Origin of the sequence: Aureliella helgolandensis (assembly GCF_007752135.1) — a bacterium.
GTDB lineage: Bacteria > Planctomycetota > Planctomycetia > Pirellulales > Pirellulaceae > Aureliella > Aureliella helgolandensis.
Genome location: NZ_CP036298.1, coordinates 3,761,246 through 3,777,614, shown reverse-complemented (window position 1 = coordinate 3,777,614; position 16,369 = coordinate 3,761,246). Strand labels below are relative to the sequence as shown.

The following is a 16,369-nucleotide window of genomic DNA, read 5'->3' as shown; positions in this document are numbered from 1 at the left end:
AATAGCATGTCAAATCTGAGAATTACCATTATAGTCAGGGCTTGTTTACCCGCTAGACTGGGGCGTTTGTATCTATCGTAGTTTCGATAGAGTTCAACAACAGAATCAATAGATTGTGAGATTTGCCAAGTCTGCGACGGACCTCACGAGCCGGCTGAGGGTGTAAACTCCGCGGTTCAGATGAGCTCGAAAATATGCCTCCTCCGGATGGTCGGTGACGCCGTCAGCGGCCAGTCGCTGGCGAAGCAGGGCAACATAGAGCGAATCCCACTCACCGAGCAGCGTGTAACGGTTGAATTCGCGGTCCTCCTCGGGGTACTTCTCCGGATCTGGAACGATGTTGTCTTTTAGTGACAGGCAAAAGCCGATGCGGCACAGAATGTTTGGTGTGAGCCCAGTCTTCGCTTTTAACTGCTTCAAGCGTTCCGAGGAATCGGTTGTGAGTTTTATCTTATTGAGTTGCACCGGCTAACTCCTTCTTGGTTGATCGGCGTTTCCAAAAATAGCCGTCTTCGACAATCGTCCTCGCATCATCCTTGGCATAATGCAGGTGGATCGCGTGACTAACTGAGGGGGAAAGATCGTTGAAATATTCTTCGTCGATCTCGGTATCCGTACTGAGGATGATGACTTGGTGGCTTGCATGTGGGAAGTAGCGTTCTACAAGGTGATTTCGGTGATCTCCGTCTAGGCGACCGAGTGGCGTATCGATTACCATAGGTAACGGTCGGCCGGAGACGTCAGCGAGTGCCCATAAAATGGCAATCGCGTAGATTTGCTTTTCACCCGCGGAAAGTTCTTTCTTAGGAACTGCACGGTCATGTCGATCGTACAAAACGACTTCGTATGTCGTAGGATTTATCTCGATTCGCTTGGCCCGGTCGCCTTTTCGCCAAAGCTGTGAGAAGCGTTTTATCAATGCCTCGCCAAGCTCTGTCGATTTCGCTTGGAGTAGTTTCTTGTGATACTCTTCAAGCACTGCTTGCACGCGCTCTGCAAATTCTTGTTTTTGGTGCAACTTGCCCGACTCGCGTTTGAGTTTCTCGGCCTTCTCAAGCTTGCGCTCGAGCTCCTTGATTGCGAAATCGGCGCTACCAAGTGCCGACTCTTTTTGTCTCACGATAGTCTGGGAGGCGCCAAGTTGCTGGTTCAGTTCGTTGATCGCTTCGACCATCGGTTTCAGTTGATCTTCGCTCGGTACTTTTTTGAGTGCCTGTTCAGCTTTCAGTAGCGAGCGAGTTTCCTTTTCGAGTGACTTTCGCAGTTTCTCAATCTGTCCAGGCACTTCGGTTCGAGCACGTTCAATTCCAGTTAGCAGCCGCGCTTGCTGGTCGCTTGAGAGGTTGTGAATAGCTGACGCAGTGCTGAGCTCCTTGGGTTTCTCTACAAAGTGCATGAGTGCAACCAATATCTCTGATTCGATCCCACTGAGTATTTCTGCGCCGATGTCTTTCTCATGCTGTCGGAGGAGCTTCTTAACAGTAATCTGGAACTTGCTCCCTCGGTCTTCGACAACTTTCTCAACCGCGTTCCATTCTTGTATTTTGCGTTCGGCGGAAAGTTGGAACTCTACTTCGTTGCACAGCTGTGGAACGATGGTGAACGGCAACAGGTTCTCCGCATGTCTTCGAATTTCGTTCTCGAGTTCCTCGATTCGTGCAGTATGGCTCCGCTTCTGAACTTCAAGCTCTTCGCGTTTGTTTGCGTAAGCTCCGCCCTCTTTCGCAATTCTGGCTTCCTGCCTTGCGATGTCTTTGCGAATCGAATCGGATTGGGACACGGCTGCGTCATGTGACTTTCGCAATTCAACAAGCTCGCTACGTCGCTCCAGAAGCTCATTGTCCATTGCTTCAATTGTCTTGACTACATCCGCATTGGCATCTTCGTTATCGATACGGTTCTTATAGATGCGAAGATCAGCCTGCAAGCGATCCACTAACTCTAATCCGAGCAAGTTCTTGATTGCGTCTGAAAGTGCGGCATCGACGTCCTCGGCTTCGGCGAGTTCCTGAATCTTTTCGCCGTCAAAGAAGTAGAGTTGTGCAACGCCTGGCGGTACGAGGTCTCGCAGAAACTCTTCTGCGTTCTCACGGTCGATCTCGTCAAGCGGGGTGCCATCTCGAAAAACTTCAAGAGAAGAACTCACGCTGTTTTCTTTAACATCCCAGCTGCGCGTCACCGTGAACTCATGTTTGGCGCCAATGTGAGCATGCTCAAATATAAGTGTGACTGCCGCTGAAGTTGGGTTAATTAGCAGGCTGTCGTCGCGATGGACGCGGCCACGCAGGTATTGTTCATATCCTTTGACTGAGATGCGATCCGCGATTCCTTGAGATCCGTAAAGGCACAGGCGAATCGATTCTAGGATCGACGTTTTTCCCGAGCCGTTTTTGCCACCGATGAGAACTATCGGCTTAACCTTGCCACGAACGACCCGCGTATCGAGGTCGATTTCATTGTGACCGCGGAACAGCCCAAAGTTATCGAGAACGAGTTTCTTAATTTTCACTTTGTTCTGCTGCCTCCATTTCGAGGATCTCTTGGATTTCTCGCTCCTCTTTCCAGTCCTCAGCAAAGATCTTGTCAATTTTGTTGAAGATACCAGCGCGTTTGGTCATTCCTTGCATATTCCGCTCAAGCGAAACAAGCTTCACAACCAGGTGCATGGGAACATCGTGGCCGTCACATATACTTTTCAACAACTGCCCATCATTCATGCGCAGCGAAGTGACGTCTTCGTTTTCCCAAAGGATTTCTCGGTCTCCGAAGATATCGTTGTAGATCTTGGGAATTGAGTCTTCCCATTCCTGTGATTCAGTTCGCCATATGTCACGAATCGCCTTGAGCTCGTCCTCACGGATTAAGCACGCCTTGGAATCCGGGCCATTCTCGCGAATCGATTTTTGGGCGATCAGGATCTTCTGAAGTAGATCTTTGCGGTAGGCAATTTTGTAGGGTCCAGGAATGTACTCGCCCTCTTCCTTAGACCAGTTGCGTGAGCCGCGTTTGCGATCTTCTTTACTCTTCGCTCGCCAGACTCTACCATCGCGGCGTTTTATTTCGCGGATCTTCTTCTTGATTTCTGGGTCTTTGTGCGAGGCGAGTTCTCGCTGAATTTCCAAAAGCGGTTCCATCCAGTCTTCGCCATTGTCAACCATCGATTCCATCGAATGGTCTTTATCAACGACCGGACAAACCCAGCAACCAAAGCGGCTGTTTCCGCACGATGGCGTACTCTTGTCAACAACGAGCGGGCACTCACCTCCAGCGGCGCTCTTGTACATGCCGACTAATTCGGAATTGTCGCCGCCCCAGGGAGAATCGGCCGACAAGATATATTGCCATACATCGTTGGTCGTGAAGTCTTCGATGGGGGCGTAAACATATGCGTTCAGAAGTGACGAATGTTTGCGAAGCAGTGACCCCTTAATCTCACGATTCTTCAGTACCTGGTCGCGTGAAGCACTCTCTCCTTTTCTTGCGCCCAAGACCATCACGACCTCGCCGCTTTCCGCGACACGATCAAGAATAAACACATCGGCAGGGCTAATCTTCATTCGTTCCGTGCACCAGCGAAATCGCGTCGTAGGAGCCGGATACCCTTTACCGAGGAGGCAAACCCAAAAGGTATCCGTCAGTTTCGGAACAACCTTGTCGGCGCTAAATGGAAGCCCTTGCTCTTTCGCAGCTCGGTTGATGGCATCAAGATTGCTATCGATGTGATTGACAATTACGGGGGTTTCAACGTAGGTATCCGACGAAATCACGAACACATGCTTGTGACGTTTCTCGGGCGGAAGCATGGACACCGCAGTCCAGACCACCTGCAACGTCGCAGTTGAATCCTTCCCACCGCTATAGCCGAGCACCCATGGTTTTGTGTCTTCCAAGTAGACGGCCTGAACCTCCGAATAGAATTCGCTAATAGGTTTATTCTCAAACACCGTGGCTTCGCTCGCCACACTCGGTACCTCAACATCCATCAGAGTCCATCTCCTTTTGAATTCCTACGCGCGTTTTTTCGATTTGACCTGGTTCTCTGCTTGTCGCTCTTTACTCGTAGCAGCGACACCAAGCGTTTGCTTTACGAAGTTGGTAGTTCGAGTCACGTTCACCAGAGCCTTGCTAACTCTCCCATTGACCAGAGCTCGACCTTCCCACTCTGGATTACTTCGTGACCAATTGATTTTGCGAAGTGCCGTCAGTCGCTTTTTCCATTGTTTTGGCTCTTCTGCTAGTAGTGCGGCTCCGGCGCCGCCCAGTGCCTGAATCGCAATCCCGTGAGCGTGAATGTAGTCGCGCCGGAGTTCAGCGCAGCCGACAGACTTCTTGACCGCTAATTGCCAATCAGGAACGTTCTTCCCGACTTCTTCCCAGAATTCGACTGCAAGTTTTACTTCCTCTGCATTGACTTTCGATCTCTTGGTTTTACCCAATAGCGTTTGTGTCGCTTGGTAAATTGCCGACAGAGTGTGCAGCTTGTTCGAGCGATTCGAAATGGTAGTTTTCTCGACCTCTGTCAAGTCTCGGAACACCGTTACATCGTCCACTACTTGCCGACAAAGTTCAGCCATTGGCTCGCGGCGATCGTATAGAATCCCTAGCGACTTGGTTGGTCGGATGGCATGACGATTGAGATCGGCGAACATCTGCTGACTACGTTTCAGCCCCGCATCGTGAAGAAACACGACTGAAAGAGTCTCGTCGCCAAGTTCAGGACGCTCTTTGAGGGCCAATTCTATCGCCGCCCTTCGATGCTGGCCATCGTTGATCAAGAACCTAGCGGTCATTGGTATTTTCAGTGTACCGAGATTTCGGCTGGTGCCATCTTGGCCATATGGTACGAACTCGAACTTTCCGTCAACGGACGCGGTAATCGATGAGAAGATATAGTCCTTCGGATTGTCGACAATATACCGAGCTATTTCTGGTATTCTGCTCTTATTGAGAGTCCGCTGAGCACGTAATTCTGGAGGCACTTCCTCCTCATCGAAAACGAATATTCGCGGCACAACTTTGAGCGGGCACATAACGCTGTAATACTGCCTGCCCGCTTGAATCCCTTGAATCGCGGTAAATGTCAGAACGTTGTCATCTAGCGACATGGCACAACCTCCTGGAAGTTAAAAGGTACTACCAGGAAGTTAAATCATATCGCAGGGGAAGTCAAATGGCATTGGGGCTATTGGACTGGGTTTTTCAGTTTTTCTAAGTAGCCTGAGAGTTGTCGGCACGCTTCGACTGCGGGACTTAGTATGTCGGCAGCAGTGCAAACTTCCGATTCGGTGTTAAATCGACCGATTCCGAACCGCAAACTCGTTGTTAAGCACGAGGCTTCAAGGCCAATTGCCTTGAGCACATGGCTTGGTTCCGGTGATGACATAGTGCACGCAGAGCCGGAGCTCATCGCCAACTGATTGCGGAGCTTCATCATTACGGCTTCAGCGTTTGCACCTGGGATACTGACATGCAAGCTTCCTGGCAGCCGATTGTCCGAGTGTCCGTTGAATTGAATGTTAGGCACTCTTTCGGCAATCTTCTGCTTCAAAAGTTCACGCAATGCACTAATCTGCTTAGCTTCGGACACTATATTGCTCGAACAGATTGAACACGCCGCTCCCAAACCGACAATTTGATGAACCGGGAGTGTTCCACTGCGAATTTTCCGTTCGTGCCCACCGCCAAAGACGAGCGGCTCCAGACTAGTCTTAGGAAAACGTTTTCGAATGAAGAGCGCTCCGATTCCCTTTGGACCGTACATCTTGTGAGCCGAGAGGCTGAGCATGTCTACTTCGAGTCGCGAAAGGTCCAACGGGATCTTGCCAACGGTCTGCGTCGCATCGGTGTGGAACAGAACATTGTGCACCCTGCACAACGCTGCAATTTCACTAATTGGGTTAATCGAACCGACTTCATTGTTGCCATGCATTATGGACACGAGAATCGTCGTTTCATCCAATTCAGTAGCGACTTGCTCTGCGGAAACACATCCATGTTTGTCGACTGGCAATACGCAGACGTTGTAGCCTTCAGCAGACAATCTCTCTGCCGGGTCAATTACGGCCTTATGCTCTGCAGCCGCAATAATCAGTTTCCGACCCACCGGTGACGCACGCATCGCACCAAGAATTGCAAGGTTATTTGATTCCGTCGCGCCGCTTGTGAACACAATTTCCTGTGTTCGGCAGTTCAGAAGCCTGGCGACATTCTCTCTGGCGTCGCTGACAGCCTTTTCAGCAATTTGCCCGAAGACATGAGAGGTACTCGAAGAGTTGCCGTATTGTTCAGTCAAGAAAGGAAGCATCGCCTCCAGTACAGCCGGGTCCAAACGCGTTGATGCGTTATTGTCGAGATAAATTGGCTGTGTCGGCATTGCAATCTCCGCAAGTGCTTTGCTGCTTTAAACTTTCATTCTACGAGTGTACACTACCACGGGAAGTTACCTTTTGCCATTGCGGCCCATTCCCGGCCTAATCCTAACCAAGCAGAATCATGAAGAAAGCCATCCACGAAATCGCCGCAGACATTCTGTCTGAGCACAAGAAGCCAATGACTGCTGACGAAATTTATGGCGTAATCGTGGCTGGCGGCCTCTATGAATTCAAGGCTCAGAATCCGAAGAACGTTTTGCGAAACCAACTTCGCCGCCATTCCACAAACGTGTCCGGTGCTCATCAGGCTTCCAAAGCCATCTTCATGATGGCCTCCAATGGGCAGTTCACGCTCGCCTAAATGAACATTGCACAGCGTTTGAGTGACTTGGGCTCGCGATGATTGGTATCGAGCATGCAACCGACTTAGGTTTGTTTGCAGCCGAATAGCCTGTTTTCCACAAATACTTTCGCCTAGCGTTTTGCAAAGAAAAATAAGTGGGGCGTCCCAACAGTCAGACGAAGCAATTGGCCGGGTGTACAGTTTGAATATGGAGAGCGTGGGCTTGTCCTTAAAGACAGCGAGGCTCAAGTATGAGCGAACTAGAGGTAGCTCGGCGTTGCGTCCTCTTTACGCTGCGTCGGCAAGTGCGGGGCACGCTCGAAAATAAGACAAACTGCAATGGGAGCTGCTGTTGGCTGAACTTTTAAGGTTGGCCAGCATGCACCATTTTCTGGCCCGGAACGGAATGTCGGAAGAAGTTGAGTATTTCCTGCTCCGTTACTACTCCACGCCTACGCTTATAGTCGAGGTGGTAGAGAATCGACCATCGGTTTGGGAAGACGGAGCTCTTATCGTGAACGCGAATGCTCCGCATTTTATACCCCAGTTGTTGACACCGCCGTGTGTAGATCGGCAACGCTTTTGGGGCTTGATGATGCCCGCCGCGTTCCGTCTCACTGTTTGCAAAGTACGCTTGGTAGCTCTGCGGGACAGAGGCGGAGAAGGGGAGTTCGACACCGCAAATTGGCTTCACTGCTTTAGCGGGAAGCGCAGTTGCCTGCTAAAGTCAGCGTAGCGTTTTGGAGTGGGGAGTGTCTGTGGCTCACGAGTCGTGGACGGAGATGCCTTGCAAGATCTTTTGGGTGTCCGTGCCTAGCTTTTCAAAGGCGCCCAGCACGTCGGGAAAGGGGGCGGTAACGGGTTCCACTCGGTCGCCGGTGGTGTATATCACCGTGCCGGACCAGGGGTCGGGGGCGCCGGGCAGAAATAGAGTTACCGAAGCGGAGGCGTCCAAGGCCGTCTTAGGGAACCGTTCCACCTCAAATGCCAGACGCGAATAGCCCTCCAAGCGAACTTTGACCGGCTTGAGTCGATTCTTCGCAATGTCGCCGCCAATGTTTCCGCTGAGCTGTTCTTTGAAGATTGCGTAGCGAGGGAACATCATCAGCAGGTACTTTTCTACCCAACCGGTGAATTGCCGGGCCATCGAGCGACTGGCCAAGATTCCCGCCACGAAACAGGCCAGCACGATTAGCAGTACCGCAATTGCGAAAACAAGCGCGTACCCCATGGCGTTGTTGATGCCTAAGTAGTCCCCCAACAAAGGCTGGACCTGAACTGCGACGGCAAAGACAAGCTGACCGATCTGCCCCAGAAAGAACAGCAGCACCACCAGGGGCAACAGAAAAAACACGCCCCCGATAGCCGTGGCGCGCAGGAACGAAAGTTGGCCGATCACATGCTTCTTCATAGTACGATTCGCTTTCCAAAGGTGGTTGACCAAGGATAGTGCAGAATCGAAAGACAAACTCGATTCTCTCTAATTTTTTGGACCAAGAAGGTGAAAAAACGAACTGCCAGTCCGTGCAGCAAGTCGCCAACGTAAAACGCTGCCACTGTTCCAGTCCACTGTTCCGCTGCTCTTGCGCACCTGCTCCCGCCAGAGTCCCTCAATGCAGCCGCAGATCTCCCCAGTCCGGCCTAACTGGAATGCTGCTGCCTCAGCAGCTTCGCCGCCATCTCCCACCAGGGGCGCCAAAGACATACCGCCAGCCCTAGTCACTTGCCCTGATTCTCAGCCGCTCGTTTTCGGTCGGGCTGGATCGTGGACAGCGTCGCGCAATTTGCTGCGTTACCGAAAACGCTATGGAAGCAGCGATTCACGCATTCGCATCACCGCCTCATGGTCAATTCCTGCCGGATTCTGTTCGATCAGCCAATCGAGATCCTCGATCGCCCCACCACGTCGATCGGTTACCGCGCGGACCTGCGAACGCAGTAGCCTCGCCTCAATCGATGTGGGCCGCACCGCGATCAGCGCGCCGCAGTAGCGGTGGATCGATTCGCCGTCTTGCGTTCGACCTGCAACCCCAATCAAATTATTGAGTACACGGGCCAGAATCTGGTCAACCGTCTGACCACGCAAATCCTCGTCGGTCAGCGCCCGGTGCACGTAGGCCGCGACAATGGCTGCCGCATCTTCGCGGGACAGCAGCCTGCCCCGCTCAAAGACATCGACCAGCTGTTCCGCGCTATCCTCGATCACATGCTTGACGACGAAATGTCCTGGCAGGCCGACTCCCTCGAGGGACAGGCCCAGACGCTTTCCCAGCTCCATGTAAAGAATCGACAGTGTGATCGGCAGCCCCTCGCGGTCGTCGATCACACTGTTCAAATGGCTGTTGGCGGGATGGTCATATTCGGCACGATCGCCATGAAATCCGTTCTCCTCAAACAGATACCGGTGCAGAGCATCCCGACGCTCAACCGCATCGGCGTCCTCGGGAAAGCTCTCACGAATCTCCGCAGCCATCGCATCCACTCGCCCCACATAGGCGTCGACATCGATGTCGGGATTGTCAAGTTTTGCGATCAGCAAACTTCCCTGCAAGAGTTGCGAGTCGGCGGCGGAGGGAGCCGCCATCAATTCGGCCAAACGCTCCAGCGTTGGTGCCATTTGCACATCGGCGGCCAGCTTTCGCAATCGCTCGGCACGCTGTTCCCATTGCACGGCCTGATGCTGAAGTTCGCGTGACACAGCGTCGCCCGACTGGCCAAGCAGCGAGACTTGGGACGCACCGACCGCAGACAGATTGTCCGGTTGCTCAACGAGTTCGTTGAGCAATTCTTTGGCCTGGTCGGAGAGCGACAGAGCCGGAAGATTCTCACCAAATTGAAAACCTCTGAAATCGGGATTGGTGTCACGGAATTTCACCAAACCGAACTTACCTGATGTCAGCTGTTGGTCGATCGATTCGATCACCAGATGGCCATTCACAAAACACTTCAATTGCCCCGGTTCGAGCCGCACGCGCAAGCGGTTCCACTGACCAGGCAGGTAGTGCTCCGATCCGACCTCCTCCAATACTTGCCAGGAATAGACCGATGCTCCTTTGAAACAGGTTAGACGCAGGCGACCATTGCTCGCGTAGAAACCGTAGTGCCGATGCAGTCCGTCGGAATGAAAGGCCAACCCGGCCGCCCCCGATTCGTCATCCAGCCGAACCTCCACTGCGATATCCTTCGGAGACGCGTCTGGCATCTCACGGAACAGGCAAAGTGAGCGTCCACCGAACCCGTCGCCCAGGCCCCGAGCTGAAACCAATCCTCCACGCTGCTCCCAGGTGGCGCCGAAGATCGGCGTCCATCTCTTCTCGTCAATTCTCCCCAAACGCACCCAGCGGTCGATGGTGACCGGATTGGGATTCTCGCGCAGCATTGCGAGCTGTCCGATGGGAATTGCAAAGCCGAGATTGTCGTCGATGGCCGATTTCATATTGATGATCCCAATCACCGAGCCCTGAGAATCGACGAGTGGGCCGCCGCTATTGCCGGGCTGAACGGGTATCGCCAACTGAATCATCTCGCGTCCTTCCACCTCGCGGACCGCCGATACAATTCCGCTCACCACACTGTCCTGCAGTCCGAGCGGATTTCCGAAAGCCAGTACCTGCATCCCTTGCCGCGGAAGCTCGCCGTTCGCCAGCGACAGGGCGGGTAGCGGGTCCCCGGCGACGTCGACTCGTATCAGTGCCAGGTCGCTCGGCCGATCGGAGGACTCCACTCCGGTCACCGGCAATTTGCGCCCCGAGCGAGTTTCCACCGTGAAGGATCGGCCCTCACCGATCACGTGAAAGTTCGTCGCGATCAAACCCTCGGGGTCAATCACGAATCCAGTTCCCATCTGGAGTTGGTCGCCATCGCGTCCACTCACTTTGATGGTGAGCACCGATGGTCCCACCTGCTCGATCAGCGACTGCGTGGACGTATCCTGCATCCCCGGGGCTCTCCCATCGTCCGCCCACGACACCGGCAGACCTGCAGGGACCAAGCCCAACATGAACATCGAGATCCAACAAAATCGCAACATATCTATTCCTTGAAGGTGAGGTATCTAGCTTAACCGCTCGGCAACGCGGCGGACAATTCAATCCAGGAGTTCCTCCAGGCAGGTTCGGCCATATGGCGAATCTTGCGCGATGGAGGGTGTGGATTTCTTCAGTCGGCGATGAGGCGGTCAATGTCATCTAGGGAAATTTTGAGGACTTCCATGGTTTGCTTGGCGCCGGAGAAGGCGACGAGCAGGTGGCCGTCGTGCTCGATCACATGAGGGTAGTCGACGTGGCGATCGCCGACGAGGTAGAAGAGGTGCGTGTAGACCAGTCCGTCGACGCTGATCGCGAGGGTTAGGGGATCGCGAGTTGTCGGGTTCGCGTTGGATACAAGGACGTGGTATCCCCGTGAGGTCCGCAGGGCGAAGAACTTGCTCATGGCGTCAGGGAAATTGGTGCGCACAATCGGACTCCAACTCTTGCCATTGTCGCTAGAGAAGGTGCGCAGTATTCGCTTGGAATTACCATTATCGCGAATCAAACCGACGATGTTCTTCCCATCCGGAAGCGTGTACCAGTAGGGCTCCTCGGGGCGGCCCTTCCCATCGTAACTAGCCAGGGAGTGAATCGTCCACTGATCAAATCCCTCGACACCGCCGACCATGACGGAGACCTGGCGATGGTGATCGCGGCGGGTCATCATCCACTGGCCGCTAGGGAGCTGCTTGGGAGGAAAATTGTTCATGGAATCGTCCAGGACGGTCCCGTGGGCCAGCCACTGCTTGGCGGACTTGTCCCAACGGAACGCCTCCAAGCTGAGGCCTGCGCCCGAGTAGCCAGGTGCGTTGAAATGGGCCGCCAGTGCCAGGAGTTCACCCTCGCGAACCCACAGGCCGCGGGCGATCCAGCCGAACCCCTCGGTGCGAGGCGGACCAGTGAGGTCGGCGGGCTTGCTCCAACTGACGCCATCGATGCTAGTCGCATACGAGTTCCGGGTACCGGGGCGATCGTGACCAGGGACCCGATTGCGATGCGCGTCGAAAGTAACACCGGAGAGCGGAACGCCAGGACCGTCGCTCCATATCGCCCAGTAGCGGCCGTCGTGGTGCGCAAGGTAGGCGTGCTGATGTACCCAATTCCCACCTTGGTCGCGGACATCGCTGAGAATGGAGTGCTGGGAAGGGACGCGGGCGAGCTTGTGGAAGTCGATCTTGTTCGGGTCCGTCCCAGTGGTCACGAGGTTGAGCATCAGGGGGCTGCCCGGATTGGTTTCCGCGTGCGGAACGGAGTAATCCGGTTCGTCCGCAGTGGCCGAGGGCAGGGCGCTAGCGAGCAGGATCGCGGCGAGGAAGAGTGAACGGTTAAGCAGAATCATTTTTTGGATTGCCAGTTGTTGGGAATAGGGCGAAGGATGCTTGAAGTACGGCAGGCCACTACCATCGAACTTGACGCGATGCTACCGCATGCTCACTTACCGTCGCCCTGTGCGTTGGCCGATGGTAGAATGCGCGAAAAATTGTCGCGGACGCCCAACGTAAACTCCCTTGATCGCTAGGCATGCGGAAAAAGGTGTCCGACACCAAAAGTGCAAAGCACCCGAAGGGCCGTTCCGGCTCTTGGTGTCGGACACCTTTTTTCGGGCACGAAGCCTCCCACCCCATACCGCCCAGGACAGTAAACATGCTAAAACCCCTTCGACGAGCGACACCCTTCGTCTGCTTCGTAGCAATTGTATTCGCAAGTCGGTTCACCACGCTCGCTGAGGACCATCAAACTGCCGAGCAGAATTTTTCGGTCGTGTTGCTTCCTGACACTCAAAACTATTCAGAGAAGTATCCCGACACGTACGTCGCCCAGGCACTGTGGATTCGGCAACAGGTCCAACAGGACAATATCAAATTCGTCATCCACCTGGGTGACATTGTGCAAACGCCTACGCAAACCGTGGAATGGGAAAACGCAGATCGAGCCATGCGGCTCCTCGATGGAGTCGTGCCCTACAGTGTAGCACCCGGCAATCATGACATGCTGTTGAAGAGTCGCGACTCAAGGTTATTCAACCAGTACTACTCGCCCGCGCGCTTCGAAAATAAACAGTGGTACGGTGGGCACATGGGCGAAACCAACGACAACAACTATTGCTTTTTTGAGGCGAGTGGCATGCAGTTCATGATACTGAATCTAGAATTTGCGCCTCGCGATGAAACACTGGAATGGGCGGCGGGAGTCACCGAGCAATACCCCAACCATCGTGTAATTGTAGCAACGCATTGCTACATGCGTCCCGATCAGCGAGACACCGGATGCGCCACGGCTTACAGCATCGCCGGCAACAGTGGCGAGCAGATTTGGCAGAAATTCGTTCGCAAGCAACCGAATATTTTTCTCGTTGTCAGTGGCCATGTGCTGGGCGTGGGGCTGCAGACCAGCGTCAACGATGCTGGCGGAAAGGTCTTGGAAATGCTTACCGATTACCAAGGCCTGCCTAACGGCGGCGACGGTTGGCTTCGCTCCCTGGAGTTTGTGCCCGCCGAGAACAAGATCCACGTCCGCACCTATTCGCCTCTGTTGAATAAGCGAAACGATGACGAGAGTGAAACGTTTTCGCTCGACTACGAAATGCTTTCTGGTCAACGCAAAGCCGGATGACTTGCCTTCACTTGTTTGCCTCCTGCTAATTCTCGTTCCAGTACACTGGCAATTCCCCGCTCTTGAGCTGAAAGCAAGAGGGAACTCGAAAGACATATTGAGAGCCGCTCGGGACCGTCGGAATAATCGGAATAATAAGTGTCACCAGCCCGCTACGCCGATCGGCATTTTCCCGAACGAACCGGCGGAGCGGTTCGGCGACTATCCGCCAATAATGGTTCCGACCGTCCTTAGCTGACAAGGCTGGCACGCCAAGCTGGCCATGAAGCATGCACTCCGTTGCCAGCATGCAGGCGGTCGATTCGTTGCAGTTCGCCCTTCGTGCGGGTCGAGGATGATGTTGACGCCCCAGTTGCGGGACTGTCTGCCAGATCCATTTGCCTAGGCTAGGCTTGTCCCGATCGGTGGAACCACAGGCAACTCCCTCGACGGCCCACAGGCTGTCCTCTCCAGCGGAATCAATTGCAATAGCAACCGTCCGCCCATTCACACGTGCGGCGTGCCGATTCGACCAACCGACAATTTTCGGAACGAATCGGAGGCCCGAGACCGACCGTTTCCATCCGCAGAATCTTGACCTTTGGCGGTACCCAGTTCGCGACGCAAGTGACCTCCCCCTCTCAGTCCCTTATGCGTGGGTATCCGTAGCACCGTTGGCCAAGGGACGTGCCCCGTCAACTGGCGTTGTCACGACCGCGGAGGTAGTGACGCCCAGGATGCTCAACTCCTGCCGGAAAACGCCCCGGCGCCTACTTTTCTTGGATGGTCCGTCCTTTGCATCGTTGGAACAGTAGCGAGAGTCGTTGCGTCTTGCGTGATAGTGCGGCAGAGGCGTCCTCCCCCGTTTCGCTACCTAGGGAGCCATAGACCATGATTCCATGTTTAATGATTCCGTGCCTGATTGCACAACGGCATTCCACGAACGCCGGTTTCGAGCGACCACCACGCAAGAGTGCGGCGGCTATCGCATCCTCGAGCGAAATGCGCCAATGGGAGGAATCCGCGGACGCAGAGGAACGCTACATTTTTAGACTCGTGTTGATGATGCTGCTCCTTCTTGTCCTGCCTGCGGCTTTGATGCTCCTCTACCTCATTTTCAATCCTGACGCTTTCCAGTACGACATCAACCCTCGCTAGAATTTTTCGACACTGCTGCCCAGGAAATTTCTGCGACGCGTGACGCGTGAAGTGAACGACGCGTTGAGTTGAGCGGGCACTCACTGCGACTGTCGCCTCAGGCGGTGCCCGGATTGGGCGTTTGCTCCACTCACACCCCGGCGGCGCCACGCTTCTCGCACCGTCTGCGGTGAAGACACGTGTTGGTTCCAGCAGTGGCTGCAGGGAGGCGTGGCACGATTCCTGCGGTAGCCGCAACGCACGCCGACCGAGGCGCTCACCGGAAGCGGAGCTCTAGCCCATCCAGGACCGCACTTCAGCCGAACAAGCATCTCCTGCAACTACCAACCCTTAGCAAAGAACAGCAAAACAGCGGAGAGTTCGAGCCTCTCGGGTTGAAGTTCCAGTACAGACGCATGGGAATCGGACTTGCCAAGAGCCGTAGGCTTGTACAAGTGTGGAACTAAAAACGGCATTACCGTTCATTCGTTTACAGCCGGCTGATCTGTAGCCATGCCCACACCCGTCATTGTCCACGCCGCCAGGGCAACATACATGAATACCGAGCTGACGGGTTCCAAAAAGCGGAGCTCAAAACACTGGCTCGCTGCGTGAGTTGCGACGCAGTACATTCCGAGCGGGAAGACCATGCTCCAATAGCTCAGATCGTATTTAAACGGAACCCTATTGCCTGCGTGACGCCAGATGCCAAAGGCAATCAACAAGGGGATCCACCAAGTCGCCGTGGCCCAACAGAGTAGTGCCCCGCCCTTGAGAAACGGGACGAACTGGAGCATCGCGTCCGAGCTCGCAGAAGCCTCCATCAAGGAACATCCGGCGAGTGTCGAAATAGCCATGGCGCCCATGTTGATCCAATAGGGAGGTGTCATGGAATCTACATCCACCGGTTCAAAGCAGTAGCGATAGAAGACGAAAACGATGATCCACACGTAGAGCATCCCGGCGGCCAGCCACATCGTCAGCGAGAAGAATAGTACCAGGTCCCGGCTGGAGCTGAATTGCGCGCTCAACAGGGATCCCAAGAGTGACACCGCCTGAGCTGCCACGACGGCCAATAGCCATCCGCCATGCACACCGTCTCTCAAGTTCGGCTTGCTCTTCTGCAAGGTGAGGCTGTAGAAAATCCCGTAGGTCAGCAGAAACCAGCCCACGATTCCGCAGCACCAGAGGGCGATCGCCGCCATCGGCATTTGCGCGATCGACAAGAGCTGGCTGCCAAGCACGCAGCTGGCCGCAACCATGGAGAACGCTCCGAAAGATCGACGCGGATCCTGCAGATCGTTGATCACTCTTCGGAAGTAAGTTGAGATCCGGACGATTGTCAAACCGGTGAGCAGGCTGAAGGTCAAAACATTTGCCCACAGGAGCAGGATTGCAATGCAGTGCCACCAGGAACCAGCGGTGCCGTGGTACCAACACGCCAGCGAAACAATACCGGTTGCCATCACGATCGAAAAGCATGCGGGATCGAGCGTCGCCACAGTGCTTGGGAGGCTGCGTGTCATCATGAACTGCCCCATAGAGCGACTCCACGCTGGCCGGGGAGCGGGCCCGCAGAGGCACCCTCCAGAAGCGTCGCTTCCGTTGTCCAGCAGAGACGAGCAAACGGAGCGTGCCGCAAAGCGAACGCAGCTTGAGATTCAAGACGCACCGAGCTGAGACACCGTCTCCCCAAGGCGTCGAAAGCACCACTGCCATCCGAGCTCGTAAGGACGCCCGCTAGTGCAGCAAGCGGGCTGCAGACGCTCGCCTCACCACTCGATTCCAGCAAAATGGAAGACGGTAGGTATCGCCGCGGTTGATGCAGATTGCGGGCCGGGATGGGCGTGATGGTCGCGCACGCGGCCGTCGACCATGACGTTTTGCCGCAGTCCCCT

Annotated in this window: 12 protein-coding genes; 3 read left to right on the top strand and 9 right to left on the bottom strand. The window is 54.6% G+C overall.

Going from position 1 to position 16,369, the window contains the following annotated elements:
• Positions 1-105: 105 nt before the first annotated feature.
• The 5 genes from dndE to Q31a_RS13480 form a co-directional block, all read right to left on the bottom strand.
• On the bottom strand, positions 106-465 hold the full coding sequence (dndE, locus tag Q31a_RS13500; protein ID WP_145078496.1) for a DNA sulfur modification protein DndE: 360 nt from the start codon (positions 463-465) through the stop codon (positions 106-108).
• Positions 452-2,509, bottom strand: coding sequence for a DNA sulfur modification protein DndD (gene dndD, locus Q31a_RS13495; protein ID WP_197356806.1), 2,058 nt, complete (start codon positions 2,507-2,509; stop codon positions 452-454). The genes dndE and dndD overlap by 14 nt, the downstream gene beginning before the upstream one ends.
• Positions 2,499-3,983: a DNA phosphorothioation system sulfurtransferase DndC gene (gene dndC, locus Q31a_RS13490; RefSeq protein WP_197356805.1), complete on the bottom strand. Its 1,485-nt coding sequence runs from the start codon at positions 3,981-3,983 to the stop codon at positions 2,499-2,501. The genes dndD and dndC overlap by 11 nt, the downstream gene beginning before the upstream one ends.
• A gap of 24 nt (positions 3,984-4,007) precedes the next feature.
• On the bottom strand, positions 4,008-5,105 hold the full coding sequence (gene dndB / locus Q31a_RS13485) for a DNA sulfur modification protein DndB (protein ID WP_145078487.1): 1,098 nt from the start codon (positions 5,103-5,105) through the stop codon (positions 4,008-4,010).
• Positions 5,106-5,182: 77 nt separating this feature from the next.
• Positions 5,183-6,373, bottom strand: coding sequence for a cysteine desulfurase family protein (locus Q31a_RS13480; RefSeq protein WP_145078484.1), 1,191 nt, complete (start codon positions 6,371-6,373; stop codon positions 5,183-5,185).
• A gap of 119 nt (positions 6,374-6,492) precedes the next feature.
• Between Q31a_RS13480 and Q31a_RS13475 the strand changes: the two genes are divergently transcribed.
• On the top strand, positions 6,493-6,732 hold the full coding sequence (locus tag Q31a_RS13475; RefSeq protein ID WP_145078481.1) for an HTH domain-containing protein: 240 nt from the start codon (positions 6,493-6,495) through the stop codon (positions 6,730-6,732).
• A gap of 745 nt (positions 6,733-7,477) precedes the next feature.
• Here the strand turns inward: Q31a_RS13475 and Q31a_RS13470 are convergent.
• From Q31a_RS13470 to Q31a_RS13460, 3 genes are all read right to left on the bottom strand, one after another.
• On the bottom strand, positions 7,478-8,125 hold the full coding sequence (locus Q31a_RS13470; protein WP_145078479.1) for a DUF502 domain-containing protein: 648 nt from the start codon (positions 8,123-8,125) through the stop codon (positions 7,478-7,480).
• A 393-nt stretch (positions 8,126-8,518) separates the two neighbouring features.
• Entirely contained in the window at positions 8,519-10,744 is a 2,226-nt protein-coding gene (locus tag Q31a_RS13465; RefSeq protein WP_145078476.1) for a transglutaminase family protein, read from the bottom strand.
• 128 nt (positions 10,745-10,872) lie between these two features.
• A complete protein-coding gene (locus Q31a_RS13460; RefSeq protein WP_145078473.1) occupies positions 10,873-12,081 on the bottom strand; it encodes an exo-alpha-sialidase in 1,209 nt (402 codons plus the stop codon).
• Positions 12,082-12,386: 305 nt separating this feature from the next.
• Here Q31a_RS13460 and Q31a_RS13455 point away from each other — a divergent pair, with 305 nt between their 5' ends.
• Positions 12,387-13,355, top strand: coding sequence for a metallophosphoesterase (locus Q31a_RS13455; protein ID WP_197356804.1), 969 nt, complete (start codon positions 12,387-12,389; stop codon positions 13,353-13,355).
• Positions 13,356-14,225: 870 nt separating this feature from the next.
• Positions 14,226-14,492: a hypothetical protein gene (locus tag Q31a_RS13450; RefSeq protein ID WP_145078466.1), complete on the top strand. Its 267-nt coding sequence runs from the start codon at positions 14,226-14,228 to the stop codon at positions 14,490-14,492.
• A 461-nt stretch (positions 14,493-14,953) separates the two neighbouring features.
• Here the strand turns inward: Q31a_RS13450 and Q31a_RS13445 are convergent, their stop codons facing one another.
• Positions 14,954-16,000, bottom strand: coding sequence for a tellurite resistance/C4-dicarboxylate transporter family protein (locus Q31a_RS13445; RefSeq protein ID WP_197356803.1), 1,047 nt, complete (start codon positions 15,998-16,000; stop codon positions 14,954-14,956).
• Between the last annotated feature and the right edge of the window lie 369 nt (positions 16,001-16,369).

Excerpts from the sequence above, each read along its gene's own strand:
- Q31a_RS13480 (WP_145078484.1), bottom strand. The coding sequence starts at position 6,373 with ATGCCGACACAGCCAATTTATCTCGACAATAACGCATCAACGCGTTTG.
- Q31a_RS13455 (WP_197356804.1), top strand. The coding sequence starts at position 12,387 with ATGCTAAAACCCCTTCGACGAGCGACACCCTTCGTCTGCTTCGTAGCA.
- dndB (WP_145078487.1), bottom strand. The coding sequence starts at position 5,105 with ATGTCGCTAGATGACAACGTTCTGACATTTACCGCGATTCAAGGGATT.
- Q31a_RS13465 (WP_145078476.1), bottom strand. The coding sequence starts at position 10,744 with ATGTTGCGATTTTGTTGGATCTCGATGTTCATGTTGGGCTTGGTCCCT.
- dndC (WP_197356805.1), bottom strand. The coding sequence starts at position 3,983 with ATGGATGTTGAGGTACCGAGTGTGGCGAGCGAAGCCACGGTGTTTGAG.
- Q31a_RS13450 (WP_145078466.1), top strand. The coding sequence starts at position 14,226 with ATGATTCCATGTTTAATGATTCCGTGCCTGATTGCACAACGGCATTCC.
- Q31a_RS13470 (WP_145078479.1), bottom strand. The coding sequence starts at position 8,125 with ATGAAGAAGCATGTGATCGGCCAACTTTCGTTCCTGCGCGCCACGGCT.
- Q31a_RS13445 (WP_197356803.1), bottom strand. The coding sequence starts at position 16,000 with ATGATGACACGCAGCCTCCCAAGCACTGTGGCGACGCTCGATCCCGCA.
- Q31a_RS13475 (WP_145078481.1), top strand. The coding sequence starts at position 6,493 with ATGAAGAAAGCCATCCACGAAATCGCCGCAGACATTCTGTCTGAGCAC.
- Q31a_RS13460 (WP_145078473.1), bottom strand. The coding sequence starts at position 12,081 with ATGATTCTGCTTAACCGTTCACTCTTCCTCGCCGCGATCCTGCTCGCT.